General features: G+C 62.5%; 27 protein-coding genes. 10 read left to right on the plus strand and 17 right to left on the minus strand.

Annotation, left to right across the window (positions count from 1 at the left end; genetic code table 11):
- Nucleotides 1-6: 6 nt before the first annotated feature.
- From ASF04_RS00270 to ugpQ, 6 genes are all read right to left on the minus strand, one after another.
- On the minus strand, nt 7-1797 hold the full coding sequence (locus ASF04_RS00270; protein WP_056137335.1) for an acyl-CoA dehydrogenase: 1791 nt from the start codon (nt 1795-1797) through the stop codon (nt 7-9).
- A 105-nt stretch (nt 1798-1902) separates the two neighbouring features.
- Nucleotides 1903-2841 (minus strand): electron transfer flavoprotein subunit alpha/FixB family protein, encoded by a 939-nt coding sequence (locus ASF04_RS00275; protein WP_056137337.1) that lies wholly within the window; start codon nt 2839-2841, stop codon nt 1903-1905.
- 10 nt (nt 2842-2851) lie between these two features.
- A complete protein-coding gene (locus ASF04_RS00280; protein ID WP_056137339.1) occupies nt 2852-3601 on the minus strand; it encodes an electron transfer flavoprotein subunit beta/FixA family protein in 750 nt (249 codons plus the stop codon).
- Between the two features lie 196 nt (nt 3602-3797).
- Entirely contained in the window at nt 3798-4025 is a 228-nt protein-coding gene (locus ASF04_RS00285) for a sulfurtransferase TusA family protein (protein ID WP_026637260.1), read from the minus strand.
- 262 nt (nt 4026-4287) lie between these two features.
- Nucleotides 4288-6897, minus strand: coding sequence for an alanine--tRNA ligase (gene alaS, locus ASF04_RS00290; protein ID WP_056137341.1), 2610 nt, complete (start codon nt 6895-6897; stop codon nt 4288-4290).
- Between the two features lie 70 nt (nt 6898-6967).
- Nucleotides 6968-7732, minus strand: coding sequence for a glycerophosphodiester phosphodiesterase (ugpQ, locus tag ASF04_RS00295; protein WP_056137343.1), 765 nt, complete (start codon nt 7730-7732; stop codon nt 6968-6970).
- A 106-nt stretch (nt 7733-7838) separates the two neighbouring features.
- Between ugpQ and ASF04_RS00300 the strand changes: the two genes are divergently transcribed.
- Nucleotides 7839-9068, plus strand: a complete 1230-nt coding sequence (locus ASF04_RS00300) for a CaiB/BaiF CoA-transferase family protein (protein ID WP_056137346.1) — start codon at nt 7839-7841, stop codon at nt 9066-9068.
- An 8-nt stretch (nt 9069-9076) separates the two neighbouring features.
- Here ASF04_RS00300 and ASF04_RS28545 read toward each other — a convergent pair whose 3' ends face one another.
- The 4 genes from ASF04_RS28545 to ASF04_RS00320 form a co-directional block, all read right to left on the minus strand.
- Entirely contained in the window at nt 9077-9370 is a 294-nt protein-coding gene (locus ASF04_RS28545; RefSeq protein ID WP_056137347.1) for a type II toxin-antitoxin system HicB family antitoxin, read from the minus strand.
- A 21-nt stretch (nt 9371-9391) separates the two neighbouring features.
- Complete coding sequence (locus tag ASF04_RS00310; RefSeq protein WP_056137349.1) at nt 9392-9568, minus strand: hypothetical protein; 177 nt, start codon at nt 9566-9568, stop codon at nt 9392-9394.
- 79 nt (nt 9569-9647) lie between these two features.
- Nucleotides 9648-9986 carry a hypothetical protein gene (locus tag ASF04_RS00315; protein WP_056137351.1) on the minus strand — a complete coding sequence of 113 codons (339 nt, stop codon included), beginning with the start codon at nt 9984-9986 and terminating at the stop codon, nt 9648-9650.
- 118 nt (nt 9987-10104) lie between these two features.
- Nucleotides 10105-11355, minus strand: coding sequence for an MFS transporter (locus ASF04_RS00320; protein WP_056137353.1), 1251 nt, complete (start codon nt 11353-11355; stop codon nt 10105-10107).
- A 104-nt stretch (nt 11356-11459) separates the two neighbouring features.
- Here ASF04_RS00320 and ASF04_RS00325 point away from each other — a divergent pair, with 104 nt between their 5' ends.
- Nucleotides 11460-12362 (plus strand): LysR substrate-binding domain-containing protein, encoded by a 903-nt coding sequence (locus ASF04_RS00325; RefSeq protein WP_056137355.1) that lies wholly within the window; start codon nt 11460-11462, stop codon nt 12360-12362.
- A 22-nt stretch (nt 12363-12384) separates the two neighbouring features.
- Here ASF04_RS00325 and ASF04_RS00330 read toward each other — a convergent pair whose 3' ends face one another.
- From ASF04_RS00330 to ASF04_RS00345, 4 genes are read right to left on the minus strand one after another with little or no spacing between them, the layout of a single operon-like run.
- Entirely contained in the window at nt 12385-13275 is an 891-nt protein-coding gene (locus tag ASF04_RS00330) for a hypothetical protein (protein ID WP_056137358.1), read from the minus strand.
- Nucleotides 13276-13289: 14 nt separating this feature from the next.
- A complete protein-coding gene (locus ASF04_RS00335; RefSeq protein ID WP_056137360.1) occupies nt 13290-14066 on the minus strand; it encodes a hypothetical protein in 777 nt (258 codons plus the stop codon).
- A 3-nt stretch (nt 14067-14069) separates the two neighbouring features.
- Nucleotides 14070-14570, minus strand: coding sequence for a hypothetical protein (locus tag ASF04_RS00340; protein ID WP_056137362.1), 501 nt, complete (start codon nt 14568-14570; stop codon nt 14070-14072).
- Nucleotides 14571-14618: 48 nt separating this feature from the next.
- Nucleotides 14619-14912 (minus strand): DnaJ domain-containing protein, encoded by a 294-nt coding sequence (locus ASF04_RS00345; RefSeq protein WP_056137364.1) that lies wholly within the window; start codon nt 14910-14912, stop codon nt 14619-14621.
- 173 nt (nt 14913-15085) lie between these two features.
- Between ASF04_RS00345 and ASF04_RS00350 the strand changes: the two genes are divergently transcribed.
- The 4 genes from ASF04_RS00350 (at nt 15086) to ASF04_RS00365 (ending at nt 19663) form a co-directional block, all read left to right on the plus strand.
- Nucleotides 15086-16852 (plus strand): glutamine--tRNA ligase/YqeY domain fusion protein, encoded by a 1767-nt coding sequence (locus tag ASF04_RS00350; RefSeq protein WP_056137366.1) that lies wholly within the window; start codon nt 15086-15088, stop codon nt 16850-16852.
- Between the two features lie 139 nt (nt 16853-16991).
- Nucleotides 16992-18845 (plus strand): CHASE domain-containing protein, encoded by a 1854-nt coding sequence (locus ASF04_RS00355; protein WP_229204872.1) that lies wholly within the window; start codon nt 16992-16994, stop codon nt 18843-18845.
- Nucleotides 18846-18910: 65 nt separating this feature from the next.
- The gene (locus ASF04_RS00360) at nt 18911-19417 is read left to right on the plus strand and encodes a glycine-rich domain-containing protein-like (protein ID WP_156368496.1); all 507 of its coding nucleotides are present in this window, start codon (nt 18911-18913) and stop codon (nt 19415-19417) included.
- 54 nt (nt 19418-19471) lie between these two features.
- Nucleotides 19472-19663 carry a hypothetical protein gene (locus tag ASF04_RS00365; RefSeq protein ID WP_019921687.1) on the plus strand — a complete coding sequence of 64 codons (192 nt, stop codon included), beginning with the start codon at nt 19472-19474 and terminating at the stop codon, nt 19661-19663.
- Nucleotides 19664-19734: 71 nt separating this feature from the next.
- On the opposite strand, the gene ASF04_RS00370 is transcribed toward ASF04_RS00365, so the two are convergent.
- Entirely contained in the window at nt 19735-19974 is a 240-nt protein-coding gene (locus ASF04_RS00370) for a hypothetical protein (protein WP_019921686.1), read from the minus strand.
- Between the two features lie 289 nt (nt 19975-20263).
- Nucleotides 20264-21145: an SDR family oxidoreductase gene (locus ASF04_RS00375; RefSeq protein WP_056137369.1), complete on the minus strand. Its 882-nt coding sequence runs from the start codon at nt 21143-21145 to the stop codon at nt 20264-20266.
- A gap of 12 nt (nt 21146-21157) precedes the next feature.
- Between ASF04_RS00375 and ASF04_RS00380 the strand changes: the two genes are divergently transcribed.
- The 4 genes from ASF04_RS00380 to ASF04_RS00395 all read left to right on the plus strand — a co-directional run bounded on the left by ASF04_RS00380 (nt 21158) and on the right by ASF04_RS00395 (nt 24676).
- Nucleotides 21158-22204 carry a CDP-6-deoxy-delta-3,4-glucoseen reductase gene (locus tag ASF04_RS00380; RefSeq protein ID WP_056137371.1) on the plus strand — a complete coding sequence of 349 codons (1047 nt, stop codon included), beginning with the start codon at nt 21158-21160 and terminating at the stop codon, nt 22202-22204.
- A 61-nt stretch (nt 22205-22265) separates the two neighbouring features.
- Nucleotides 22266-23516, plus strand: a complete 1251-nt coding sequence (locus ASF04_RS00385) for an MFS transporter (protein ID WP_056137373.1) — start codon at nt 22266-22268, stop codon at nt 23514-23516.
- Between the two features lie 10 nt (nt 23517-23526).
- Nucleotides 23527-24186, plus strand: a complete 660-nt coding sequence (locus ASF04_RS00390) for a DUF1345 domain-containing protein (protein WP_056137375.1) — start codon at nt 23527-23529, stop codon at nt 24184-24186.
- Nucleotides 24187-24298: 112 nt separating this feature from the next.
- Entirely contained in the window at nt 24299-24676 is a 378-nt protein-coding gene (locus ASF04_RS00395) for an HPF/RaiA family ribosome-associated protein (protein WP_056137377.1), read from the plus strand.
- Between the two features lie 27 nt (nt 24677-24703).
- Here the strand turns inward: ASF04_RS00395 and ASF04_RS00400 are convergent, their stop codons facing one another.
- Nucleotides 24704-25483 carry a helical backbone metal receptor gene (locus tag ASF04_RS00400; protein WP_056137379.1) on the minus strand — a complete coding sequence of 260 codons (780 nt, stop codon included), beginning with the start codon at nt 25481-25483 and terminating at the stop codon, nt 24704-24706.
- Between the last annotated feature and the right edge of the window lie 20 nt (nt 25484-25503).

Here is a 25503-nt window from a genome sequence, read left to right on the forward strand (position 1 = left end):
GGCCGCTTAGAACTGCGCCTCATCGAGCGCCAGCACGCCGGCGCTGCCATCGACAATCGCCGTGCGCAGAGTTGAGGACTGCGACAGGATGTGGTCGGCAAAGAAGCGTGCCGTGCCGATCTTGGCCCGGTAGAAGGCGGCATCACCCTCGGCCGCTTCGAGCTTGCCTTGCGCAATTGCCGCTGCGCGCGCCATTTGCCAGCCCCCCAAGACCACGCCGGCCAGTTTCAGGTACAGCACGCTGCCGGCAAACACGGCTTTGACGTCGCTCTTGACGTTGGCCACCACGAAGTCCACCGCTGCCGCCAGGTCGTCGGCGCCGGCCGCCAGTTGTCTGGCAATCGCTTGCAGGTGGGCGTCGCCCGATGCGGCCAGTTGCGCCTGGGTGGCCCGCACTTGTTCGACCAGGCCCCTGGCCACGGCGCCGCCGTCGCGCACGGTCTTCCGGCCCACCAGGTCGTTGGCCTGGATTGCGGTCGTGCCTTCGTAAATCGTCAGGATCTTGGCGTCCCGGTAGTGCTGGGCCGCGCCCGTCTCTTCGATGAAGCCCATGCCGCCGTGCACCTGCACGCCATCGCGCGCCACATCCTGCGACATTTCGGTGGACCAGCCCTTGATGATCGGCACCAGGTATTCGTACACGGCCAGGTTCTGCTTGCGCACCGCCTCGTCGGCATGGCTGTGGGCGATATCGGACAAGCCCGCCCCCACGTAAGCCAGCGCCCGCGCTGCCTCGGTTTGCGAGCGCATATTCATCAGCATGCGGCGCACGTCCGGGTGATGGATGATGGCGACCGGGCCGGCGGAACCAGCCACATCGCGCGACTGCACGCGGTCGCGCGCAAACGCCACGGCTTTTTGATACGCGCGCTCGGCCAGCCCGATGCCTTGCAGACCGACGCCGAAGCGCGCCGCGTTCATCATGATGAACATGTATTCGAGGCCGCGATTTTCTTCGCCGACCAGGGTGCCGATGGCGCCGCCGTGGTCGCCGAATTGCAGCACGGCGGTCGGGCTGGCCTTGATGCCGAGCTTGTGTTCGAGCGAGACGCAGTGGGCGTCGTTGCGCGCGCCCAGCGTGCCGTCGGCATTGACCAGGAACTTCGGCACGATGAACAGCGAAATACCTTTGACACCGGCCGGCGCATCGGGCGTGCGCGCCAGCACCAGGTGCACGATGTTGTCGGAGAAATCGTGCTCGCCGTAGGTGATGTAGATCTTGGTGCCGAACACTTTATAGGTGCCGTCGCCCTGCGGCTCGGCGCGGGTGCGCACGGCGGCCAGGTCGGAGCCTGCTTGCGGCTCGGTCAGGTTCATGGTGCCGGTCCATTCGCCCGACACCAGCTTTTCCAGGTAAATGGCTTTTTGCTCGTCGCTGCCAGCCGTCAGCAGCGCTTCGATGGCACCGTCCGACAGCAGCGGGCACAGCGCGAACGAGATGCTGCCCGAGTTCAGCATCTCGATGCACGGCGTGGCCAGCAGCTTGGGCAAGCCCTGGCCGCCGAACTCGACCGGATGCTGCACGCCCTGCCAGCCCGCCTCGCCGAATGCCTTGAACGCGGCTTTAAAACCTTTCGAGGTCGTGACCTGGCCGTCGTGCCAATAACTTGGCTCCTTGTCGCTGGCATGGTTCAGCGGCGCGACCACGCCGCTGACGAACTTGCCGTTTTCTTCGAGGATGGCTTCGGCCGTGTCGAGGGTGGCGTCTTCATTGCCGGGCAGCGCGGTGACGGCTGCCAGGTCGGCCAGTTCGTAGATGACGAACAGCATGTCTTTGAGGGGGGCTTGGTAGGGCATGATGTCTCCGGATTCTGATGTCGGGTAGGGAAATTCGGGTAAAAAAAAGCCACGATGGTCAGGCGTCCAGCGCGCGACCAGCGTGGCTCCTTGCAGCAGGGAGGATTAGCCCAGCTCGGCCACCAGTTGCGGCACCACTTCGAACAGGTCGCCCACGATGCCGTAATCGGCCACCGAGAAGATCGGCGCTTCCGGGTCCTTGTTGATGGCCACGATGACTTTCGAGTCTTTCATGCCGGCCAGATGCTGGATCGCGCCCGAGATACCGACAGCGATGTACAGGTTAGGCGCGACGATCTTGCCGGTCTGGCCCACTTGCCAGTCGTTCGGCACGTAGCCGGCATCGACTGCTGCACGCGAGGCGCCCATGGCGGCGTTCAGCTTGTCGGCCAGCGGCTCCAGCACTTTGAACGCTTCGCCCGAACCCATGCCACGGCCACCGGACACGATCACCTTGGCGGCGGTCAGTTCCGGACGGTCCGACTTGGCCAGCTCGCGGCCCACAAAGCTCGACCTGCCCGAATCGGCCACGGCGGTGACGGTTTCGGTAGCCGCCGAACCACCGGTGGCAGCGGCAGCATCGAAGCCGGTCGCGCGCACGGTGATGACCTTGATCTTGTCGGACGATTGCACGTAGGCAATCGCATTGCCGGCGTAGATCGGACGCTCGAAGGTGTCCGGCGAATCGACCTTGGTGATCTCGGAAATCTGCGCCACGTCCAGCTTGGCGGCCACGCGTGGCAGGATGTTCTTGCCGTAGGCGGTGGCTGGCGCCAGGATGTGGCTGTAGGCATCGCCCTGCGCCAGGGTCAGGATTTGCTCGGCGACGTTTTCGGCCAGGCCGTCGGCAAAGTGCGGCGCGTCGGCCACGATGACTTTCGACACACCGGCGATTTGCGCGGCAGCCGCAGCGGCCGCGCCGGCGTTGGAACCGGCCACCAGCACGTGCACGTCGCCGCCGCACTGGGCAGCTGCGGTCACGGTGTGGAGGGTGCTGCCTTTCAGGCTGGCGTTGTCGTGTTCTGCGATAACTAATGCGACCATGATGATTCCTTTAGATGACTTTGGCTTCGGTGCGCAGCTTGGCGACCAGGGTGGCGGCGTCCGGCACGATGATGCCGGCCGAGCGCTTGGCAGGCTCGACAACCTTCAGCGTTTTCAGGCGCGGGGTTACATCGACGCCCAGGTCTTCCGGCTTGGTCACGTCCAGCGGCTTTTTCTTGGCCTTCATGATGTTCGGCAAGGTCACGTAGCGCGGCTCGTTCAGGCGCAGGTCGGTGGTGATGATGGCCGGCAGGGTCAATGCCAGGGTTTCCAGGCCGCCGTCCACTTCGCGGGTAACGGTGACTTTGCCGTCTTCCAGTTCCACTTTCGACGCGAACGTCGCTTGCGGCCAACCAAGCAAGGCAGCCAGCATCTGGCCGGTCTGGTTGGAGTCGTCGTCGATGGCCTGTTTGCCCAGGATGATCAGTTGTGGCTGTTCCTTGTCGGCCAGCGCCTTGATCAGCTTGGCTACTGCCAGCGGTTCCAGTTCCACGTCGGTCTGCACCAGGATGCCGCGATCGGCGCCGATGGCCATGCCGGTGCGCAGGGTTTCCTGGCACTTGTCCACGCCGCACGAGATCGCCACCACTTCGGAGACCTTGCCCGATTCCTTGAGGCGCGTGGCTTCTTCCAGCGCGATCTCGTCGAACGGGTTCATCGACATTTTGACATTGGCGATATCGACGCCGGTGCCGTCCGATTTGACGCGGACCTTGACGTTGTAGTCGACCACGCGTTTGACGGGTACCAAGACTTTCATAGCTGTGCCTTTGGGAAAATAGTGAATAACGGACTAAATTAGTGGGCTAGATTATATGAGAAATCCGCCGGACACAATAAATTAAAGCACGATCGTGCGATTTTTAGTTAGTGGAAGTCGTCTAAAAAGCTTCTTAGACGATCATTCCATTTGCAATGCTGAATAAGGACTTGGTGAGAAAGAAGGCGCCGGACGCTTATTTGCGGCGCATCAAAAAGACGAATTCGCGGCCCGTTTGCACGTGCGAGAGCAGTGCATTGCCGGTTTGTTTGGCGAAAGCCTGGAAGTCGCGAACGGAGCCAGGGTCGGTTGCCATGATGCGCAGCACTTCGCCGCTTTGCAGTTCCGCCAGGGCTTTTTTCGCCTTGAGGATCGGCAGCGGGCAATGCAGTTCGCGCGCATCGAGTTCCATGTGGAATTCCATGATTTCGTTGTCTAGTATCGTGTCGGTCATCTTGAACCCGCTAGTTAGCTAGGAAGTAGTGCAGCATTTTCGCAATACTACTCCTTTTCAGTGCTCTTGACGCGCTGCACCAAAATAGTTCGTAGCCCGTTGCAATTCTGCAACGGGAACTTGCAAGTATACAATCAAGTCGTTCAAACAATAACGGCCCGCGCTTGACACGCGGGCCGTCGATACCCCTGATTTTACAGGGTTACTTGCAATGCAGGACTATATTTTGCCCTCAGGCTTTGGCGCCCACCCAGGCCACCACGCCTGCCAGGGCAGCTGGCAAACCACTTGGATCGGTACCGCCGGCCTGCGCCATATCGGGGCGTCCGCCGCCTTTTCCGCCCACTTGTTGTGCAACGAAGTTCACCAGTTCGCCGGCCTTGACCTTGGATGTGGTGTCCGCCGTCACGCCTGCAATCAGGCTCACCTTGCCGTCGTTAACGGCGGCCAGCACGATGGCGGCGGTTTTCAGCTTGTCCTTGAGCTTGTCCATGGTCTCGCGCAGGGTCGCCACATCGGCGCCTTCCAGCACAGCTGCCAGCACCTTGATGCCGTTCACCTCGACTGCCTTGGTGGCCAGTTCGTCGCCCTGGCCCGAAGCCAGCTTGGATTTGAGTGCCGCCAGTTCTTTTTCCAGCGATTTCACTTGATCCTGCACGGCGCCGATCTTGACCAGCAGCTCGTCCGGGTTGGATTTGAACGCCGCTGCAGCATCGCCGAGCTTGCGTGCCAGGCCTTGCACCAGCGCCAGCGCGCCCTCGCCCGTCACCGCTTCCACGCGGCGGATGCCGGCAGCAACGCCGCCTTCGCCGATGATCTTGAACAGGCCGATGTCGCCGGTACGCTGCACGTGCACACCGCCGCACAGCTCTTTCGAGGTGCCGATGTCGAGCACGCGCACTTCGTCGCCATACTTCTCGCCGAACAGCGCCATGGCGCCATGCTTGACGGCGTCGTCGAACGACATGTGCTGCGCTTTGGTGGCGTGGTTTTCCAGGATCTCTTTATTGACCTTGGCTTCCACTTCGGCGATTTGCTCGGCCGTCAGCGGTGCGTTGTGGCTGAAGTCGAAACGGGTTTTGTCCGGATCGACCAGCGAACCTTTTTGCGCCACGTGGCCGCCCAGCACTTCGCGCAGGGCTTTGTGCATCAGGTGGGTGGCCGAGTGGTTGCGGATGGTGCGGCCTCGCTTGTGCAAGTCCACTTCTGCCGAGACGGCGTCGCCCACTTTCAGGCTGCCCTGGGTCAGCACGCCGTGCTGGCCAAAGACGTCGGCCTGGATTTTCAGCGTATCATCCACCTCGAACAGGCTGCCAGCGGCCTTGATCGCGCCCTGGTCGCCCACCTGGCCGCCGGATTCGGCGTAGAACGGGGTGGTGTCGAGCACCACGATGCCCGCTTCGCCTTGCTTGAGTTCCTGCACCGACGCGCCATTGGCGTACAGCGCGATGACTTTGGCGTTGACGCTCAGGTCGTCGTAACCGACGAATTTGGTTTTTTCGCCCGAGTATTCGACATTGGCAGCCATCTTGAACTTGCCGGCGGCGCGCGCGGTTTTCTTTTGCTGTTCCATGGCGGCATTGAAACCTGCTTCGTCGAGCGTGATGTTGCGTTCGCGGCAGATGTCGGCGGTCAGGTCCAGCGGGAAGCCGTAGGTGTCGTACAGGGTGAACGCGGTACCGCCGTCGAGCTTGGTCGGATCCTTGGCCAGCTGCGCTTCCAGGATCTTCATGCCGTTTTCCAGCGTTTCGCCGAAACGCTCTTCCTCGGCTTTCAGGGTGGCAGCCACGCGGTCCTTGGCTTCGGCCAGTTCCGGATACGCCACGCCCATCTCGATGTTCAAGTCTTCCACCAGCTTGTAGAAGAACGGCTTGGTCTGGCCCAGCTTGTGGCCGTGACGCAGTGCGCGGCGGATGATGCGGCGCAGCACGTAACCGTGGCCTTCCGGGCCCGGGATGATGCCGTCAACGATCAGGAACGACGCGGCGCGGATGTGGTCGGCGATCACGCGCAGCGACTTCGATTCCAGGTCGGTGGCGCCGGTTTCGCGCGCGGCAGCCTTGATCAGGTTCTGGAACAGATCGATTTCGTAGTTGCTGTGCACGTGTTGCAGCACGGCAGCCAGGCGCTCCATGCCCATGCCGGTATCGACGCACGGCTTGGGCAGCTTGTTCATATTGCCCGCTTCGTCGCGGTTGAACTGCATGAACACCAGGTTCCAGATTTCGATGAAGCGGTCGCCGTCTTCTTCGGCCGAGCCCGGAGGGCCGCCCCAGATGTCGGCGCCGTGGTCGTAGAAGATCTCGGTGCACGGGCCGCAGGGGCCGACGTCGGCCATCTGCCAGAAGTTGTCGGACGCGTAGCGCGAACCCTTGTTGTCGCCGATGCGGATGATGCGCTCTTTCGGCACACCGATCTCGTTGGCCCAGATGTCGTACGCCTCTTCATCCTCGAAATACACGGTGACGGTGAGTTTTTCGGCTGGCAGGCCATAGACCTTGGTCAGCAGTTCCCACGCGTATTGAATCGCATCGCGCTTGAAATAGTCGCCAAAGCTGAAGTTGCCCAGCATTTCGAAGAACGTGTGGTGACGCGCGGTGTAGCCGACGTTTTCCAGGTCGTTGTGCTTGCCGCCGGCGCGCACGCAGCGCTGCACGGTGGTCGCGCGCGAATACGGGCGCGTATCGAGGCCAAGGAAAACGTCCTTGAATTGCACCATGCCGCTGTTGGTCAACAGCATGGTCGGATCATTGCCAGGTACCAGCGGGCTGGAACGGACAATCGTGTGACCCTTGGATTCAAAAAACTTGAGGAACTTCTCGCGGATTTCAGATGATTTCATGTCGTATGCAGGGAGGGTAGCTGGCAAATGCAAAGGGTTGATTATATATGACCTCCACGTTCACATGGTTTTAGGTAAAGGCCGGACCGATCAAATCCACTCGATCGGTACAAAAGCCGTCCACGCCCCACAACAGGATTTCCCGGGCGCGGTCGGGATCGTTGACGGTGTAGCAAAACAGGCCGTAACCGGCCGCCTTGATGGTCGCGGCCAGTTCCCGGGTCAAATGTTTGTGGTTGGTGTTGATGGACACGGCTTGCAGCGCCCTGGCCTGTTGCTGCCAGTCGGCCGGAATGCGGTCGAGCAAATACGCGCGCGGCACCTCGGGTGCGCTATCGCGCGCGGCGGCCAGGGCCTCGAAGCTGAACGACGATAACAACGGTACCCGGGCGAAGTTGCCATCGGCCTTGCTGGCGGCGATCTCGTCGGCATAGGCGTCGCGCGTCACCCGCGCCACCCAGGCGCCGGTAGCAGCTTCAAAACCTTCGGCCGGCTTGATTTCCACGTTCATCCAGATACCCTGCTGCTTGCAGTAATCGATGAACTGGGTGTAGTACGGCACCGGCTCGCCCTTGAATGGGGCGCTGTGCCAGCTGCCCGCATCCATCGCCGCCAGGTCGCGTGCCAGGGTGCGCGCTACCGCTCCGGGTCCGGCCACGGTGCGGCCGAAATCGGGGTCGTGCATGACCATGCCGATACCGTCTTTCGACAGCATGACATCGAACTCGACAGCGCGGAAACCGTAAGCGAGGCCGGCGCGCAAGCCGGCTACCGTGTTTTCCGGCGCCAGGATGCCGCCGCCGCGATGCGCAACAATTTTAGGATATGGCCACATGATGCCGAATTAGTGATGGAATTGGGAGGGACGGAACCACGACACTATCACGATCCCGGCACAGACACTACACTGGCGGACGAGACTTCCCACAAGAGAGATAAAGATGACTTTACCGAAAGCGCTGGGCCATATCCGCGTGCTGGACCTGAGCCGCGTGCTGGCCGGCCCGTGGTGCTCGCAAAACCTGGCCGACCTGGGCGCCGACGTGATCAAGATCGAACGCCCCGGCAACGGCGACGACACCCGCGCCTGGGGCCCGCCCTACGCCAAAGATGCCGATGGCAACGACACCACCGAAGCAGCTTATTACCTGGCCGCCAATCGCGGCAAGCGCTCGGTGACGATCGACATCGCCAGTCCCGAAGGCCAGGCCCTGCTGCGCGAACTGGTGCAACACTGCGACGTGGTCCTGGAAAACTATAAGGTGGGCCAGCTGAAACGCTACGGCCTCGACTACGATTCACTGAAGGCCATCAAGCCCGATATCGTTTACTGCTCGGTGACCGGTTTCGGCCAGGACGGCCCGTACGCGCACCGCGCCGGCTACGACTTTCTGATCCAGGGCATGGGCGGCCTGATGTCGGTCACCGGCGAACGCGACGACCTGCCCGGCGGCGGCCCGCAAAAAGCCGGCGTGGCGTTGACCGACCTGATGACAGGCATGTACGCCACCATCGCCATCCTGGCGGCATTGACCCACCGCGACCGCAGCGGCGCAGGCCAGTACATCGACATGGCGCTGCTCGACGTGCAGGTGGCCATGCTCGCCAACATGGGCAGCAACTACCTCAACAGCGGCAAGCCGCCCAGGCGCTGGGGCAATGCCCATCCGAACATCGTGCCATACCAGACCTTTGCGTGTGCCGACGGCTACATCATCGTCGCCACCGGCAACGACGGCCAATACCAGAAATTCGTGGAGGTGGGCGGCCGCGCCGACCTGGCCTTGCACGAGCGCTACGCCACCAATCCGCTGCGCGTGCAACACCGCGAAGAACTGGTGCCACTGCTGGCCGAAATGGTGTTGCGCCAGAACCGCGACTTCTGGATCGAACAACTGGAGGCAGTAGGCGTACCGTGCGGCCCCATCAACAACCTCGACGACGTGTACAGCAACCCGCAAGTGCTGGCGCGCGGCATTGTCACCGAAGTACCGCACCCGACCGCCGGCACCGTCAAACTGGTACGCAACCCGATGCGTCTGTCAGCCTCGCCGGCGGACAATGCCGTCGCGCCGCCATTGCTGGGCCAGCACACCGACGACATCGTGGGCGATTTACTGGGCCACAGCGACGACGAGATTGCCGCGCTGCGGGCCAAGGGAGTGCTATGAGCGACGGCTCAAGCCTGGAACGCCCCCAACCCCTGCCGCCCCAGCGCAGCATTCGACGACCGTACCCGCTCGGCCAATTCCGCCGGCAAGGCGACCAGTCGCTGGCCGAGTTGGGGACGTGAAGGCGCGGGTACTTGCCGGTGGTCCTCGAAATAAAAGTCGAGTGCGGTGACCAGCGCGTCCTCGGCCATACAGATGGCTTCGGCTTCGGTATCGCCCTGGGTGATGGCCTCCGGGATATCGGGAAAAGTAACAACGTAACCGCCCGAGGGATCAGGGGAAAAGACAGCGGGATATTGCATGGCAACCTCCTTGGTGAAACATTAACTGAGCTTCAGTTTTTTCTTGACCGCGTCGACCAGTGCCTGCTTGAGTTCTTTGGACGGATGGCGCGGCAGTATGGTTTGTTCGCCGTTGGCGTAGAGTTTCAAGTGCTTCGAGCCTTGTTTGACGTGCACGCCGCGCTGCGTGAGCCAGCACAGGAATTCGCTTTGCTTCATGGTCTCTCTCCGAACATAGTCGGTTTTTCTCGTCCGCTCAAGCAAGCAGAGCGGTTCCTGGACTGGCGCGTCCAGCCGACTATTGCAAGTCCCGTTTCAACTCCTGGATCTGGCTGGCCATATGACTGACCGCGCCCCGTATCTGGGCCGATAGTTGCGGGATGTTGGTGCACACGCGGCGGGCGCGTTCGGCGGAGGCGGTCATGTCGGTGACCAGCTTGCGGATGCGGGCCTGGTCGCCCGATTGCAGTACTTCGCGCGCGGTGTCGCCCAGGCGGTCCACGCGCTGGATGCTGTCGCGCAGTTCGCTGGGCAGGTGTTGTTCGGCCGAACTGGCCTCGGAAGCCTGGCCGATCGCTTGTTCGACCAGGTGGAAACGGCGTTGAATATCGTTACTGCGGTCAGTATTTGGCTGCATGATGTCGCTCCAGAAAAAAGAGGGAACGAACAACGTTCCCACCTTGATTCGACACCTGCTGCGGCCGACAGATTCCGTACTATTTATTGACGTGGATCAGGGCGCTTCTCGCGGCTTCTTACTTCTCGGCCGCGCCCAACGGCGCCAGGCTGCGCAGGCGTAACGCCACCAGCAAGCCCAGGCCCAGCGCGGCGCCCAGCACCATCACCACGCCCGGCCAGCCGCTGCGCTCCCACATCACGCCGGTGGCCGAACCGACCACGCTCGAGCCGAGGTAGTAGAAAAACAGGTACAGCGCGGAAGCGAGCGCCTTGTTCGAGAGCGCGCGCCGCCCCACCCAGCTGCTGGCCACCGAGTGCGTGGCGAAAAAGCCGTAAGTGAACAGCGCCACGCCGGCGATGATCAGCGGCAGCCAGTTCGACAGCGTGAGCAGCAGCCCGGTGAGCATCATCGCCATCACCGCCCACAGCACGTGGCGGCGGCCATAGCGGTCGGCCAGCTTGCCCGCCCATACCGAGCTGTAGATACCGAGCAGGTACAGGAACGACACCGTGCCCACCAGGCTCTGGCTGAGGCCAAACGGCGCCCCCAGCAGGCGATAGGCGATGTAGTTGTACAGGCTGACGAACGCGCCCATCAGCAGGAACGCCAGCGCGAACATCCAGGGCAGGCCGGCATCGCTCAGGTGCAGCTTGAAGCCGGCCGGCAAGGTGCGCCAGCCGCCGTTCGATGGCGTAAAGTGACGCGACGGCGGCAGGCTGCGCCAGAATTCCCACGCCGCCATGATGCCGGCCACGCCGACGATGCCGACCGCCAGGCGCCACGAAAAATGGTCGCTGAGCACCGACGTGATCACCCGGCCCGCCATGCCGCCAAACGCGCTGCCGCTGATGTACAAGCCCATCGACAAGCCCAGCGACGTCGGTTCGATCTCTTCGCCCAAATACGCCATGGCAATCGCCGGCATGCCGCCCAGGGCCACGCCCAGCAAGGCGCGCATGGCCAGCAGCTGGTGGTAGTTATGGGCAAACGCACACAGCACCGTCATCACGGCGGCAATTGCCATGGCTCCCACCATCAGCGGTTTGCGGCCCAGCCGCTCGGAAATCGCGCTGGACACCACCAGCGACACGGCCAATGCGGCAGTCGAGATCGACAATGCCAGACTGCTTTGCGCCGCGCTCAGCGCGAACTCGTGCGACAACAACGGCATCAAAGGTTGCACGCAGTACAGCAGCGCGAAGCACGAAAAACCGCCGAAGAACATGGCGCGGTTGCTGCGCTTGAAGTCGGCGGTGCCGGCGGCAATGCGCGGCGCCGGCTTGGGCAGCATGGGCAAAATAGGCGTGGCGGTGGCTGCGGTGGACATGGCAAGCAATCTGAAGCAAAGGTGATAAACCATCTTAGGATTGCACGATACGACTGTCCAATATATATTTAAGACGTTAGTCATACTTTAAAACGATAACAGCCATGGAACTTCGTCACCTTCGTTACTTCGTCGCCGTTGCCGAGGAACTCAGTTTTACGCGCGCGGCCGAGCGGCTGCACATCGGCCAGCCGCCACTGAGCCACCAGATCCAGATGCTGGAAGCGGAGGTCGGCGCGCAACTGCTCGAGCGCAGCAAGCGCTGGGTGCGGCTGACGGAGGCCGGCAAGCTGTTTCTCGACGATGCGCGGCGCATCCTGGCGCTGTCGCACCAGGCGGTACAAACGGCGCAGCGGGCCGAGCGCGGTGAAGCCGGCGAATTGCGCGTGGGTTTTACGTTTTCCACGCCGCTCACGCCCTTGTTTGCCACGGTGATCAACCGTTACCGCCAGCGCTATCCGGGCGTGACGCTGACCTTGCACGAAATGTCCACGTTCGAACAACTCGACGCCATCGGCGACCGCCGGCTGGACCTGGGCCTGGTGCGCCCGCCCGAGCAGGCGCTGCCCGACAACGTGATCTTGACCGTGCTGCGGCGCGATCCGCTGGTGCTGGTGCTGCCGGTCGGGCACCCGCTGGCGCACAAGCAGGCAATTGCCATCAGCGACCTCAAGGGGCTGCCGCTGGTGATGTTCCCGAAGACGGCCGGCACCGGCATCCATCCGCAGATTTTCCGGCTGTGCAAGGAGGCGGGGTTTGTGCCGAACATCGCGGTAGAGGCGGCCGAGGGTTCGACCATCATCGGCCTGGTGGCGGCCGGCAGCGGGATTTCCGTGTTGCCCAGTTCGTTCGAAATTATCCGCATGGGCGGCGTGTGCTACCGGCCGCTGGCCGATCCCGAAGCCAATACGGCGCTGCTGCTGGCGCGGCGCACGGATGAGATTTCGCCGCTGGTGGCGGGGTTTGTGGCGGTGGCGGAGGAGGTTGCAGAAGAAGCTGCGGGCTGAGCCGCAGCCTCAGGATGGATACTTACGAATAATCCGCATCGAGCTCGGAACCGGCATAGTTCTCCAGCTCCGCAAACAAGGTTTTCATGGCCGTGCGGCCCTTGATGTGCTGCAGCACGGTGCAGGTTGCGCGGTAGCTGGCGATGCGGTCGAGCAGCACCGGGTGGTGTTGCACCGGCACGGCAGCCACCAGCGCGGCCCAGCCCTCTTCGAAGTCGGGCTTGTTCTTGCGCACCGATTTGACGAAGCGCTCGAACTCTTTCTGGCCGGTACGCGCCATCACCCTGCCCCCGCCTTCCACCGCGAAAATGATCGCCAGCGCGATCACACCTTCGGCGTTGAGGTCGGTGTCGGACACCGGGCCTTCGCTGTGGTGGCGGCGCAGCCAGTTGGCCAGGCGCACAATCGCCTGCACTTCCTTGCGCTGCTTGAGCATGACCACGTAGCGGTCGCTGCCGTTCCAGTTCTGGTTCGGATCGGTCTGGCACAGGTCGATGAACAGGTCGCGCAGGCGCCTTGCCGCGTACACGGGATCGGTATCGTATTCGCCGACCAGGGAATCCTCCGGCAAGGCCGACAACTCCTTGATCAGGCGGAAACCGATCTGGAACGCGTGCTCGGCGCCCTCCTCGATCAACAGGTCGAGGGCATCGAGGTCCGGATCGTCGCTGTCGAGTTCAGCTTCGGGCAGCGCATGATCGAGGCCCAGCGATACCGCGCCCACCGTCAGCTGCAACGCCTTCTGGATGCCGTCGGCGGTGCGGTCGTTGGTGAACTTTTCGGCCACCATGGCGGTGATGCCGGTCAGTTCATCGGCCAGCGTGTAGGCGGCGTCCTCATCGGGCTCGGCAGCCAGTTTCTGGATCGCGCGCGTCAGGCGCGGCAGGTTTTCTTTGACGATTGCTGGCAGCATGGGTCAGCGTTCCATCACGAGAAAATGCCGGTGCCGACGCTGCGGCGCGACGCCTTGACCACGCGCGTGGACGGCACTTGCTTGCGCAGGCGGTACAGCAGTTCCTTGGTCGAGCGTTGCAGGAAGTTCTGCTCTTCGTCCGGGTCGTCGTTGAACTCGGCATCGGCCAGGTCGGCGCTGTGGCGGAACTCGGGGAACAGCTCGAACAAGGCGCGGTCCCAGCCGTCTTCCGAGGCCTGTGCCAGCGCGATCGCCAGCGGGACCACGTCGTTGTCGGACGAAGTCTGGCCGGTCAGGTACGGGCCCTTGGCAATGATCTCGCCGGCCACTTCGAGAATTTCCTTCGGCGCCATCGAGAACAAGATCGCGAACATGGTCGCGCCATGGTCGGGGGCCGAAGCGGCCGCCAGCAGCTCGTTGCGGCGCTCTTCGTCGTCGGTGGCAAACACCACGCCGTGCACGTGGGCGAACAGCGACTCGGCGATGCGCTCGGGATCGTCCTCGATCTGGTCGTCGGGCCAGGTGGCGGCGATGAAGGCCAGGCTGTCGGCCCAGGCCTTGGGCGGCACCAGCAAGGTGGCCAGCGACATCTTGCCGCCGTCAAAGCCGGCCATGTGCAGCGCGGTCACTTGCGGCGGGATGTTGGACAGCACTTCCACCACGGCCAGGTCGCCGTACTGGTCGGCGGCATCGGCAAACGCCTGCTCGGCATGGCCCAGGGAGCCGGCCAGCACCAACTCGGTCACTTGCTTGCTCAGCGCTGGCAGATTGCGGGTTTGGTCGTCGGACATGGTTTAATCTCCATCCTTGTCGAACATTTGGGCAAAATCGTCGGTCGCGTTGTCTTCGTCTTCGATATCGTCGCCATCGTCGTTGGCCGACAATTGCTCGAGCGACTGGTCGTCGTCGTCCCATTTGCGCGGATTTTTAAACAGGAAGGCGGTGATGATGGCCTGGCGCGCCAGGTCGGGCAGGTTTTCCTGCAGCGCCGCGTACATGCGGCCGGCTGCCTCGCCCTTGCACGACGCCATGGCGAACACGCGCGCGGCATCGCCGAACTCGTAGTCGCCTGCTTCGGCCAGCAGGCCCTTCGGGTCGGAAAACTGCAGGTGATCAACCAGCGCGAAGGCCAGCATGTTGACGTCCTCGATGCCGCCGCCGGTGGCGTACTCGTCCACCAGTGCGTCGATCATGCGCTGGTAGTTCTTGCGGTCGGGCGGGTCGCCCAGGATGCCGTCGATCTGGCCTTCGAGTTCGCGCGACTGGTAGGCGAACTCCGGGTGTACTTTTCTCATGTTCCTGCTTTCGTGATGATGTTATATCGGCCGCGGTCAGTTCCAACCTCAGGCAGCGGGCAACGTGGTGCCATGCAGGCTGAACAGGGAACGCCACAGCTGGTAAGCCTCGGCCTCGGCATCGATGATGATGCGGTGGTTCACGCTCTGGTTGTATTCCTCGCGCTTGACCGGATCCGACAGGATCTCGTACGCCTTGGTGATGGCCTTGAAGCGCGCTTCGGCGCCGGGCGCCTGGTTGCGGTCCGGGTGAAAACGCATCGCCAGAGAGCGGTAGATCTTCTTGATCTCGTCCTCGGTGGCGTTCGGCGCGATTCCCAGCGTATTGTAGTGATTTTCCATTTGGGAAACTCCGAAACAAAATAGATGAACCAAAGGCGAATTATACCTGTCGCGCCACACCCGCCCCCGGGTTCGCCGCTGACCACCCATCGCAATGCAGCATTTCCCCTAGGCGCGCACGGGGGATACGGTAAAATGGTCTTTACACGAACTTCTCCAAGTCAATCTTTCAGATGAGCAACGATAAAAAAAGCGCGGCGCCAGAACTCCCTTCGAACTTCCTGCGGGCCATCATCGACCACGACCAGGCGGCCGGCACCTATGTGCGCGACGATCTGCCCACGGTGATCACCCGTTTCCCGCCGGAACCCAACGGCTACCTGCACGTGGGTCACGCCAAATCGATTTGCCTGAACTTCGGCCTGGCGCGCGACTACCAGGGCCGCTGCAATCTGCGCTTCGACGACACCAACCCGGCCAAGGAAGAGCAGGAATACGTCGATACCATCATCGACAGCGTCAAGTGGCTGGGCTTTAACTACGACTACCCGGCCGCCGATGGCAGCGTGGAGCGCCACTTGCACTACGCTTCCGACTATTTCGACCAGTTGTACGAAATGGCCGAGTACCTGATCGAAGAAGGCCACGCGTACGTGGACAGCCAGTCGGCAGACGATATGGCGGCTAATCGCGGCAATTTCAATACGCCGGGCGTCAATTCGCCGTTCCGCAACCGTCCCGTGGACGAATCGCTGCAAATCTTCCGCGACATGAAAGCGGGCAAATACGCCGACGGCGAGCACATCCTGCGCGCCAAGATCAGCGAAGATGCGATGTCGTCGCCCAACATGAATATGCGCGATCCGGCCATCTACCGCATCCGTCATGCGCACCACGTGCGCACCGGCGACGCCTGGTGCATCTACCCGATGTACGATTACACGCACCCGATCTCGGACGCGCTGGAAAACATCACCCATTCGATCTGCACGCTGGAATTCCAGGACCACCGCCCGTTCTACGACTGGCTGCTGGAAACATTGTCCAGGGGCGGCTTCTTCAAGCTGCCGGTGCCGTGCCAGTACGAGTTCTCGCGCCTGAACCTCACCTACGTGGTGACATCCAAGCGCAAGCTGCGCCAGCTGGTGGACGAACACATCGTCGATGGCTGGGACGATCCGCGCATGCCCACCATTGTCGGCCTGCGCCGCCGTGGCTACACGCCCGAAGCGATCCACCTGTTCTGCGAACGCATCGGCGTCACCAAGTCCGACGGCTGGATCGACATGAGCACGCTGGAAGGCTGCCTGCGCGAGGATCTCGATCCGAAGGCGCCGCGCGCCACTGCCGTGCTGCGTCCGTTGAAACTGATCATCGACAACTATCCGGAAGGTCAGAGCGAGGAATGCACATCGCCGGTCCATCCGCACCACCCTGAAATGGGCGTGCGCACGTTCCCGATCACGCGCGAACTGTGGATCGAGGCAGAAGACTTCATGGAAGTGCCGAGCAAAGGTTATTTCCGCTACTACCCGCCGATCGACGACAAGCCGGGCAGCCGCGTGCGCCTGCGCCATGGTTATGTGACCGAGTGCACCGGGTACGACAAGGATGAACACGGCAACGTGGTGGCCGTGCACGTGAATTACTTCCCGGATTCGAAATCGGGCACGCCCGGCTCCGATAATTACAAGGTCAAGGGCAATATCCACTGGGTGTCCGCCGCGACCGCGTTACCGGCCGAAGTGCGGCTGTTCGAACGCCTGTTTACCGATCCGCATCCCGATGCCGGCGGCAAGGACTTCAAGGAAGTGCTCAATCCGAACGCCAAGGAAGTGATCACCGCCTACCTCGAGCCAGGCATGAGCGCGGCGCTGCCCGACCAGCGCTACCAGTTCGAGCGCCACGGGTACTTCGTGGCCGACCGCGTCGATTCGCAACCGGGCAAACCGGTGTTTAACCGCATCGTCACGCTCAAGGACAGCTTCGTGGCCAAGTAAGCGACGCCCACGACAAGCCGGCGCCCTCCAGCAGGATGAGCCGGCTTTTTTACATCCATAAATTTACTTGACTTGCAGATCGAATATTTTTTATAGTCAATAATCTATGGACTGGCGGGGCGTCTGAAAGGCAGTGGCAATGGGGCGATTACTCGCGCAACGGCAGTGGTTCTCACCGTCGAAGCCGGTGTGGTGGGCGGGCATCCTGCTCTCGCTGGGGGTGGGTGCGCTGTGCTACGTGGCAGCCGACCGCGCGGTCGAATACGACGGCAACGCCCGCTTTATGCACCAGGCGCGCAATGCCCAATACCATATCAGCTCGTACATCGATTCCTACACCAATGTCCTGCGCGCCACGGCCAGTTTTTTTGATGCCAGCGACAACGTCACACCCGCCGATTTCCACCGCTTCGTGAGCGGACTGCAGCTGCCATCGCACTACCCTGCCCTCGACGGCATCAACTACTCCCCCTACCTCACCGACGATGCCCGCGACGCCTTCGAGCGCGCCGCACGCCACAGCGGCGATGGCACGGCCAACGGCTACCCCGATTTCGACATCCGCCCGCGCGAACGCCGGCCCGATTACTCGGTCATCACGATGATCGAGCCAATTGCCACGTTCCGCGACCGGGTGGGCCTGAACATCGCCGCCCGTCCCGCCGTGGCCGCGTCGCTGGCGCGCGCGCGCGATACGGGCGAAGTGAGCACGTCGGGCCAGTTGATTGAAATGAACAGCCTGGGCAAGGGCGGCGGCGGCATGGCAATCCGGCTGGCCGTGTACCGGCGCGGCATGCCGCGCGCGACGGTCGAACAGCGCCGCGCCAATTTTATCGGCTCGGTGGGCATCGGCTTCAGCGTGCCGCGCCTGGTCCAACTGGCCATGGAACAAATGCAGGTGCGCGACGTGCGGCTGCGCCTGTACGACGGCGGCAGCGCCAGCGCCCCGGTGCCGCGCGCGACCCTGCTGTTCGACAGCCAGCCGCACGGCAAGGATGAGCGCACCGCGCAACTGTACTCGGTGGTGCTGCCGCTCGACTTCCACGGCCGCCAGTGGCAAACCCGGTTCAGCGCACCCAAGCGCGCATGGTCGAGCCACTTCGACCTGTTCCTGCCGTGGCTTGCATTGGGCACCGGTTTTATCGGCACCCTGATGTTTTACCTGCTGTTCCACACGCTGTCCTCGTCGCGCCTGCGCGCCATCAAGATGGCCAAGGAAATGACCAGGGAATTGCGCGACAGCCAGGCCAGGCTGCAGCAATCGCACCACAAGCTGCGCCGCCTGGCCGCCCATGCCGACCAGATCAAGGAACAGGAACGCAAGCGCATCGCGCGCGAAATCCACGACGACCTCGGACAAAACCTGCTGGTGCTGCGCATCGAGGCCGACCTGCTGGCCACCCGCACCCGCCATCGCCACCCGCGCCTGCACGCGCGCGCCATGGGCACGCTGCACCAGATCGACAGCACCATCAAGAGCGTGCGCCACATCATCAACGATTTGCGGCCTACCGTGCTGGACCTGGGGTTGAACGCGGCGGTCGAATGGCAAATCGCCCAGTTCCGCACGCGCTCGGGCATGGTGTGCGAGCTCATCGAGCATCAACAGGATATCCGCGTGGACGACCGCTGCGCGACCGCGTTTTTCCGCATCCTGCAAGAGTCGCTCAGCAATATCGCCCAGCATGCCCGCGCCAGCGTGGTGCGGGTGGAGCTGGCCGAGGCGGACAATATGCTGACCATGACCATTACCGACAACGGCGTGGGCCTGCGCGCCAACAGCCGCAACAAGGTGGGATCGTTCGGCCTGGTCGGCATCGAAGAGCGCATCATCCTGCTGGGCGGCACCTGCACCATCGAGGGCGGCGCCAACGGCGGCACCGTGGTATCGATCGCAGTCCCGCTGGGACGCGAACTGCCGGCAGGCACTCGCGCTACGGAGAACTCTCACCGCGTTAGGAGTTTCCTTACGGCCATTGATAAAAATCAATAGGCATTGCTTCGGCATGGGCAAAATCGACTTGTTGCCATTTTCCTCAACCCAAGCAAAGGAACGTCATGAATGCCATCGCCGCGCTGGACCTGGAGCCGATCAAAGTCAAACTGATGCACAACAAATCTGGCGAAGGCTGGACGCTCGAACGCGCCAACGCGGTCGAGCTTGAATATCGCCGGTTTCTGACTCTGATGAAAAAATTCCCCGACGAGCAAACCTCGCCGCTGGTCGATGTCGATACCTTTTGGCATTATCACATCCTCGACACAATGAAATACGCCGCCGATTGCCAGGCCGTGTTCGGCTACTTCCTGCACCACTTCCCGTACATCGGCATGCGCGGTGAAGAAGATGCCGCCACCCTGGCGCGCATCGGCAATCGCATGAAGGAGTTGTACGAGGAGGAATTCGGCATTGCCTACGGCAGTGTCGCCACTAACCTTGGGGCCGCCTATTGCGGCAGCACGACTATCCAGGCCGGACAATACGCCTACTGCGGCTGGACGCCGGGGGCATATCGCGGCAGCGCGACCGCGTCGCTGTACACCGAAAGGCCACGCCTGAGCTGACATCTGCCAAATAAAGTGGCATACTCTGGATTCAATCGATGTTGGGAGCACGTCATGGCCGTCAATTCCGTCGCATCCAGTAACGTTAATATCCAGACCACGCCACCGCCGCGCCAGGCGGAACCGGTCGCGCGCCAGGCCGAGCCAGTGGCCCCGCCACCGCAACAACAGCAGCAACCGCCACCGCAGCCGATGGTCAACACCAGCGGCCAGCGGCTCGGCAGCATGATCAATACAACTGCCTAGTCACTGCCCAGCCAAGCAAAACGGCGCGTCCCCGCAAGGGTGACGCGCCGTTTTATTGAGCGGTGGGCAAATTAATTTGCCATCATTTCGCGCAGTTCGCGAATGCTGAAATCGCTGATTTCATGCATGCGGATCAGGATGGTGGCACCGATCGGCAGCGTGTTGTGGCGGATCTTGCTGATCACCGGGGGCGCCACTTCGAGCGCGCGCGACAGGGCTGCATCGTTTTTCAGTTGCAGTTTTTCAATGATCGCATCGAGGACGCGGTTAGGGTTGTAAGTTGGGGAGGAGGTAATTTCTTTAATGGACATGATATTTAGCAGGTTCGGGGTCGCCCGTTGGAAGAAAGCGACACATTGACTAATAAAATTATCGGTGCAGTTAGAGAAACCATGCGCCCACGATAGCCGCCGATCCCGCTACTACACATCTTTGTTATTTAACGGATAAGCAGAAATACACTCTCCGTGACAATGTGTGAGATTCTAACCCGATTTCTTGTGCTAGATCAAAAAATAATTGTAAAAAAAGGTATAGAAGCCTGTAATATTAACCTGAGGCTGCTTAAATTGCATAAATGCAACGCATCCTTGCAAAAATTTACAACGTTGCCAATAAAGATGCCACGGTGGCATGGCGTAGCCGCACGCCCAACTCGCGCTTGATGCGACCATTGGCCAACCGGCGCGACTCCGACATGAACGACAGCAGCGCTGGCGTCACCACCTGCTGCAACTGCGCGCGCGGCAACCGTGGCGGCCGCGCCAGTCCCAGCGCATCGGCCACGGCATCGAAATAATCGGCCATCTTCATATTGCTGTCATCCACCGCATGGTAGAGCCGATTGGGCTTGCCGTGCCGCAGCGCGCGGACAATGATGGCAGCCAGGTCGTCGGCATGGATGTGGTTGGTATACACGTCGTGTTCGGCGATCAGCGCTGGCGTACCCTGCTCCAGGCGCTTGCGCGGCAGCCGTTCCGCGCCATAGATGCCGGGCACGCGCAGGATGGACAGCGTCGAATCGCTGCGCACGGCCCAGCGTCGCAAGACACCTTCGGCATCCACCCGCCGCGTGGCGCGCGGATTGCGCGGCGCCACCGGTCGGGTCTCGTTGAACAGGGCGCCGCCACAATCGCCATAGACGCCCGTGGTGCTCACATAAACCAGTCGGGCGTGCTCAGGTAAAATGGCGGTGAGATTGCGCGTGCGGCGGTCCAGCGGGCCCTCGCCCTGCGGCGGCGCCAGGTGCACGATGGTTGATGCCAGGCCAGCCAGGCGGCGCAGGCTGGGCGGCTGGTCGAGATCGGCAACGATGGGCACGGCGCCCAGCGCCCGCAGTTCGGCGCAGCGATCAAGGCTGCTGGTGGTGGCAAACACGCGATAGTGGGCGCGCAACAGCGGCAGCAGGCGCTTGCCGACGTCGCCGCAGCCCACGATCAGCAGGCGCGGCAGGTTGAATGTAGAACGATTAGGGTTTTTCATCTGAAGGATTGTATGACGTTTCAAATTACTGTACAGCCTAGCGGCCACCAATTCCACTGCGACGAGGATGAAACCATCCTCGCGGCTGCCATCCGCGCCGGCGTGGGACTGCCCTACGGTTGCAAAAACGGCGCTTGCAGCTCCTGCAAGGGCAAGATAGTCTCGGGTACCGTTACCCACAAGGCACACCAGGAACGGGCGCTGAGCCTGGACGAAGAAGCGGCCGGCTTCGCGCTGTTCTGTTGCGCCACCACCGCCGGCGACCTGGTGATCGAGGCCCGCGAAGTGGCTGGCAGCGCCGAATATCCGATCCGCAAGATGCCGTCGCGCGTATCCACGCTCGAAAAAGTCGCGCCGGACGTGATCGTGATGACCTTGCAACTGCCGGCCAACGAAACGCTCAAGTTCCGCGCCGGCCAGTACATCGAATTCCTGCTGCGCGACGGCAAGCGCCGCAGCTACAGCATCGCCACCGCGCCGGGTGCGGACCAGCCGCTCACGCTGCACATCCGCCACCTGCCCGGCGGTCTGTTTACCGACCAGGTATTTACCACCATGAAGGAGCGCGACATCCTGCGCTTCGAGGGTCCGATGGGCTCCTTCTTCGTGCGCGACGACAGCGACAAGCCGATGGTGCTGCTGGCCTCCGGCACCGGCTTCGCGCCGATCAAGGCCATTGTCGAACACCTGCGCGCCGAGGGTTCCACCCGCCCGATGATCTTGTACTGGGGCGGCCGCCGGCCGCAAGACCTGTACATGGACGCGCTGTGCCGCCAGTGGGAAGCGATCCTGCCCAACTTCACTTATGTGCCGGTAATCTCGAATGCCCTGCCAGAAGACAGCTGGACCGGGCGCACGGGCTTCGTGCACCAGGCCGTGGTGAACGACCTGCCCGACCTGTCGGGCCACCAGGTGTACGCGTGCGGCGCGCCATTGATGGTCGAGGCGGCACTGCGCGACTTCGTGGCCCGGTGCGGCCTGCCCGAGGACGAGTTCTACGCGGACGCCTTCACCACCGAGGCCGATCTGCACCAACCAGGTTTGATCCAGCAACCGTAATCGCATCCACCAGCAGGGCCCGGGATGCAGAGTCCCGAGGCTCTGCTCCCTGAAAGCCTTCATGTCTGACAGTCCCGCCATCTCCAACGGTTTCAGCGTCCTGCGCCACCGTAACTTCACCTTTTACCTGTTTGCCCGCACGCTCGGCACCCTCGCCGTGCAAATGCAGAACGTTGCCATCGGTTGGCAAGTCTATTCGATGACCGGCAACCTGTTCGACCTGGGCCTGATCGGCCTGGCGCAGTTTGCGCCGTTCCTGCTGCTGATCCTGATCGCCGGCCACGCCGCCGACCGCTACAACCGCCGCAACCTGATCGCCCTCGCGCTGGCCGCGCAGCTGCTGTGCGGCCTGTCGCTGCTGGCCTTTACCTATGCGGGCCTGACGCAGGTGTGGCCGGTGTTCGCGGTACTGGTGCTGTTCGGCAGCGCGCGCGCCTTCATGGGGCCGGCCACGCAAGCGATCCTGGTCAACCTGGTGCCACCCGAGAGCTTCGCCAAGGCGGTGGCGCTCAGTTCTTCCAGCATGCACGTGGCCGTGATTCTGGGCCCTACCCTGGGCGGCCTGTTCTACCTGGCCGGTCCGAAAACCGTTTATATGGTTTCCTCGAGCATGCTGGTGATCTCGGTGATCCTGATGTGCCTGGTCAAGTCGGTCAAGCAGCCGAGCAACCGCGCGCCAGCCACCTGGCACACGGTGCTTGAAGGCTTGCGCTTCGTGCGCTCGCGGCCGGTGGTGCTGGGCGCCATTTCGCTCGACCTGTTCGCGGTGCTGTTCGGCGGCGCCACTGCGCTGCTGCCGGCGCTGGCGCACGACGTGCTGCACGTGGGTCCGCAGGGACTGGGCATGCTGCGCACCGCGCCCGGCATCGGCGCGGCGCTGTGTTCGATCGCGCTGGCGTTCTTCCCGATCACGCGCCGGGTGGGCGCCTGGATGTTCGGCGGCGTGGCCATCTTCGGCGTGGGCACGCTGGTGCTGGGCGCCACGTCCACTTTCGTGGTGGCGCTCGTCGCCCTGTTCCTGATGGGCATGGGCGACATGGTGAGCGTGTACGTGCGCCACCTGCTGGTACAGTACGAAACCCCGGACGAAATCCGGGGCCGGGTCAGTGCCGTCAACTCGGTATTCATCGGCGCCTCCAACGAACTCGGTGAATTCGAATCGGGCGTGACTGCCGGCTGGATGGGCCTCACGCGCGCGGTGCTGTTCGGCGGCGCGGCGACCCTGGTGGTGACCGGCCTGTGGGCATACCTGTTCCCCGTGCTCTCGCGCATGGACCGCTTCCCGCACGACCAGAAGAAGGTGACCAAATGAAGGTAAACAAATGAGATGGCGCCCCACGCTGCCGCGCATCATCCACAGCCGGCCGCACCTGAGCCTGGCGGTAGCGGTCGGTGCGCTGGTGTGGCCCTTCCTGCCGGACGACTGGCACTGGCTCACGCGCGTGCTCACGGCGTGGGACGTGGCGGTGTGGCTGTACCTGGTGACGATGGTCTCGATGATGCTGCGCGCCGACCATCACGACATCCGCCGCGCCGCCAGCCGCCAGGACGAAAAAGGCCCGGTGATCCTGGCCACGCTGTCGGTGGCGATCCTGATTTCGCTGGCCGCCATCGTGCTGCAACTGGCGTCGCTGAAAAGCCATCCCGACGACCTGCCGCTGCAATACACATTCGTGGCGCTGACCGTGATCGGTTCGTGGCTGATGGCGGGCGTGATGTTCTGCTCGCACTATGCCCACCTGTATTACACCAACCAGGAGACCGAGCCGCTGCTGGGCTTCCCGGACCAGCACCTGCAGCCGAACTACTGGGACTTCCTCTACTTCTCGTTCACGATCTCGGTGGCGGTGCAGACGTCGGACGTGACCGTGCGCAGCCGGCGCATGCGCAAGGTGGTGCTGGGCCAGTCGGTACTGTGCTTCTTCTACAACCTGGCCATCCTCGGGCTGTCGATCAACATCGCAGCGTCGCTAATCAACTGAGCTTATCAACTGCCGCGTATGGTTGTTATCGAAGGTGGGGTATTTAACGCGAACCTAAGCATAAAAGGAGTAATATGATTTCGCAGACAAACAAAAAGACAGGAGCAATCGTATGCAAATCAATGTTAATTCCGATAAGACCGTCGCCGTTCATGCAGGCCTCCACGACCATGTACGCACCGTCGTCAGCGATTCACTCCACCGTTTCGGCGAACAGATCACCAGCGTCGAAGTTCACCTCAGCGACAACCTGGGCCAGAAGTCGGCCGATGGCGACAACCGCTGCCTGATGGAAGCACGCATCACCGGCTACAAGCCGATTGCCGTCAGCGACCATAGCGCCACCCTGCACCAGGCCATCGGCGGCGCCTCCGCCAAGCTCAAGCGCGCCATCGACAGCGCCCTGGGCCGTCTGCAAGACAAGGACAAGCACCAATCCGCCAAGGATGCCGTGCCAGCAGAAGATGACGTCGAAGAAGACATCAAGTAATACCACTGCGCAGGCAGCGGCCCGGCATCACTCCCGGGCCAGTTGCCGCAAGTAGCGCAACCCCGGCAGCGCGCGACTGCCATACCACGACAACATTTCCCCATCGACCAGCAGCACCGGCTTGCCGATCTGCTGCTCGAGCGCATGCACATGCGCTTCGGTGAACCGGTACGGTTCGCTCGACAGCAATACCCCATCGATACCCTGCACCAGCTCCGGCGACCAGCGGAACTGCGGATAGCGCACGTCGCCCAGGTCCGGCACTTGCCAGCCGATTTCGGCCAGCATGCGGGCAATATAGGTGTCGGGCGAAATCGTCATCCACGGGTCTTGCCAGATCACGTACAACATGGTTTGCGGCGGGCCTTTCGGACTGGACTGCAGCGCCGCGTATTCGGCCTCGAAGTCGGCGCACCAGCGCGCGGCTGCTTCCTCGCGGCAAAACACGCCGCCCAGCAGGCATGCCAGCGCCAGGTTGTCCTGCGGCCCCAGCGGATGGGTGACGATGATGTTGGGAATGAACTCGGCCAGCAGGTCGACCGTCTCTTCCTCGTTCTCGTCGATATTGACCACCAGGTGGGTGGGGGCGAGTTGGCGGATCTTCTCGATATTGACGTCCTTGGTGCCGCCCACCTTGGGAATGTCGCGCACCAGGTCGGCCGGATGGATGCAGAAGCCGGTGCGCCCCACCAGTTGCGGCGCCAGGCCCAGGTCGCACAGCAGCTCGGTAATCGACGGCACCAGCGAGACGATGCGGGCGTTCGGATCGGCCTGGTGCTGAGTGCCGATGGCATCGGTGTAAACCATGCAAACTCCTCAATGTTTCA

It is taken from the genome of Duganella sp. Leaf61 (genome assembly GCF_001421905.1).
Classification (GTDB): domain Bacteria; phylum Pseudomonadota; class Gammaproteobacteria; order Burkholderiales; family Burkholderiaceae_D; genus Rugamonas; species Rugamonas zoogloeoides.

What these genes read in the sequence shown, in the direction of transcription:
- ASF04_RS00270 (WP_056137335.1), bottom strand. Translation starts at nt 1,797, where the DNA reads ATGCCCTACCAAGCCCCCCTCAAAGACATGCTGTTCGTCATCTACGAA.
- ASF04_RS00275 (WP_056137337.1), bottom strand. Translation starts at nt 2,841, where the DNA reads ATGGTCGCATTAGTTATCGCAGAACACGACAACGCCAGCCTGAAAGGC.
- ASF04_RS00280 (WP_056137339.1), bottom strand. Translation starts at nt 3,601, where the DNA reads ATGAAAGTCTTGGTACCCGTCAAACGCGTGGTCGACTACAACGTCAAG.
- ASF04_RS00285 (WP_026637260.1), bottom strand. Translation starts at nt 4,025, where the DNA reads ATGGAATTCCACATGGAACTCGATGCGCGCGAACTGCATTGCCCGCTG.
- alaS (WP_056137341.1), bottom strand. Translation starts at nt 6,897, where the DNA reads ATGAAATCATCTGAAATCCGCGAGAAGTTCCTCAAGTTTTTTGAATCC.
- ugpQ (WP_056137343.1), bottom strand. Translation starts at nt 7,732, where the DNA reads ATGTGGCCATATCCTAAAATTGTTGCGCATCGCGGCGGCGGCATCCTG.
- ASF04_RS00300 (WP_056137346.1), top strand. Translation starts at nt 7,839, where the DNA reads ATGACTTTACCGAAAGCGCTGGGCCATATCCGCGTGCTGGACCTGAGC.
- ASF04_RS28545 (WP_056137347.1), bottom strand. Translation starts at nt 9,370, where the DNA reads ATGCAATATCCCGCTGTCTTTTCCCCTGATCCCTCGGGCGGTTACGTT.
- ASF04_RS00310 (WP_056137349.1), bottom strand. Translation starts at nt 9,568, where the DNA reads ATGAAGCAAAGCGAATTCCTGTGCTGGCTCACGCAGCGCGGCGTGCAC.
- ASF04_RS00315 (WP_056137351.1), bottom strand. Translation starts at nt 9,986, where the DNA reads ATGCAGCCAAATACTGACCGCAGTAACGATATTCAACGCCGTTTCCAC.
- ASF04_RS00320 (WP_056137353.1), bottom strand. Translation starts at nt 11,355, where the DNA reads ATGTCCACCGCAGCCACCGCCACGCCTATTTTGCCCATGCTGCCCAAG.
- ASF04_RS00325 (WP_056137355.1), top strand. Translation starts at nt 11,460, where the DNA reads ATGGAACTTCGTCACCTTCGTTACTTCGTCGCCGTTGCCGAGGAACTC.
- ASF04_RS00330 (WP_056137358.1), bottom strand. Translation starts at nt 13,275, where the DNA reads ATGCTGCCAGCAATCGTCAAAGAAAACCTGCCGCGCCTGACGCGCGCG.
- ASF04_RS00335 (WP_056137360.1), bottom strand. Translation starts at nt 14,066, where the DNA reads ATGTCCGACGACCAAACCCGCAATCTGCCAGCGCTGAGCAAGCAAGTG.
- ASF04_RS00340 (WP_056137362.1), bottom strand. Translation starts at nt 14,570, where the DNA reads ATGAGAAAAGTACACCCGGAGTTCGCCTACCAGTCGCGCGAACTCGAA.
- ASF04_RS00345 (WP_056137364.1), bottom strand. Translation starts at nt 14,912, where the DNA reads ATGGAAAATCACTACAATACGCTGGGAATCGCGCCGAACGCCACCGAG.
- ASF04_RS00350 (WP_056137366.1), top strand. Translation starts at nt 15,086, where the DNA reads ATGAGCAACGATAAAAAAAGCGCGGCGCCAGAACTCCCTTCGAACTTC.
- ASF04_RS00355 (WP_229204872.1), top strand. Translation starts at nt 16,992, where the DNA reads ATGGGGCGATTACTCGCGCAACGGCAGTGGTTCTCACCGTCGAAGCCG.
- ASF04_RS00360 (WP_156368496.1), top strand. Translation starts at nt 18,911, where the DNA reads ATGAATGCCATCGCCGCGCTGGACCTGGAGCCGATCAAAGTCAAACTG.
- ASF04_RS00365 (WP_019921687.1), top strand. Translation starts at nt 19,472, where the DNA reads ATGGCCGTCAATTCCGTCGCATCCAGTAACGTTAATATCCAGACCACG.
- ASF04_RS00370 (WP_019921686.1), bottom strand. Translation starts at nt 19,974, where the DNA reads ATGTCCATTAAAGAAATTACCTCCTCCCCAACTTACAACCCTAACCGC.
- ASF04_RS00375 (WP_056137369.1), bottom strand. Translation starts at nt 21,145, where the DNA reads ATGAAAAACCCTAATCGTTCTACATTCAACCTGCCGCGCCTGCTGATC.
- ASF04_RS00380 (WP_056137371.1), top strand. Translation starts at nt 21,158, where the DNA reads ATGACGTTTCAAATTACTGTACAGCCTAGCGGCCACCAATTCCACTGC.
- ASF04_RS00385 (WP_056137373.1), top strand. Translation starts at nt 22,266, where the DNA reads ATGTCTGACAGTCCCGCCATCTCCAACGGTTTCAGCGTCCTGCGCCAC.
- ASF04_RS00390 (WP_056137375.1), top strand. Translation starts at nt 23,527, where the DNA reads ATGAGATGGCGCCCCACGCTGCCGCGCATCATCCACAGCCGGCCGCAC.
- ASF04_RS00395 (WP_056137377.1), top strand. Translation starts at nt 24,299, where the DNA reads ATGCAAATCAATGTTAATTCCGATAAGACCGTCGCCGTTCATGCAGGC.
- ASF04_RS00400 (WP_056137379.1), bottom strand. Translation starts at nt 25,483, where the DNA reads ATGGTTTACACCGATGCCATCGGCACTCAGCACCAGGCCGATCCGAAC.